The sequence below is a fragment of the Streptomyces regalis genome (assembly GCF_001509475.1).
Classification (GTDB): domain Bacteria; phylum Actinomycetota; class Actinomycetes; order Streptomycetales; family Streptomycetaceae; genus Streptomyces; species Streptomyces regalis.
This window is the reverse complement of sequence record NZ_LLZG01000230.1, coordinates 1-625: the sequence shown is the minus strand read 5'-3', so window position 1 is coordinate 625 and position 625 is coordinate 1. Positions and strand designations below refer to the sequence as shown.

The window sequence follows — 625 nt, the reverse complement described above, 5'->3', positions numbered from 1 at the left end:
GAGGCCTTTGAGGTCGCCGACGCCGTCGCCGTTGCTGTCCTGGAAGGAGCGGACCAGGACCTCGTAGAAGACGGCGCGCTTGAACCAATCCGGGTCACGGTCCTTGGCAGGGGTGTCCTCGAAGGTGTCCAGCACGGGCTCGTTGACGGTCATGACGCTCAGGACCCTCCGATCTGGGGTGGTGATGCCTGGACGTGGAGCACGTGCGCGGGCGCCCTGCCGGGCTCCAGACGTACGTAGTTGGTCCTGCCCCAGCGGTAGGTCTCACCCGTCAGTTCGTCCCGCACGGACAGGGAGGCATCCCAGTCCAGGCCGAGTTGCGGCATGTCCAACGAGACCGTGGCCTCCTGGGTGTGGTGGGGATCAAGGTTGGCGATCACCAGAACGGTGTCCGGGCCCGTGCGTTTGCTGTACGCGATGAGCGCGTCGTTGTCGGTGTGGTGGAAGCGGAGGTTCCGCAGCCGGTGGAGGGCGGGGTGGCTCCTTCGGACGGCGTTGAGCTGGGTGATGAGCGGGGTGATGGTGTGGCCTTCGCGTGCGGCGGTTTCCCAGTCGCGGGGTCGCAGCTGGTACTTCTCCGAGTGGAGGTACTCCTCGCTGCCGGTGCGCAGGGGGGTGTTCTCGC

At 66.9% G+C, this 625-nt stretch carries 1 pseudogene; it reads right to left on the bottom strand.

Annotation, left to right across the window (positions count from 1 at the left end):
* Nucleotides 1–158 precede the first annotated feature (158 nt).
* Nucleotides 159–625 (bottom strand): annotated as a pseudogene (locus tag ADL12_RS23055) (DUF3459 domain-containing protein); the annotation flags it as partial.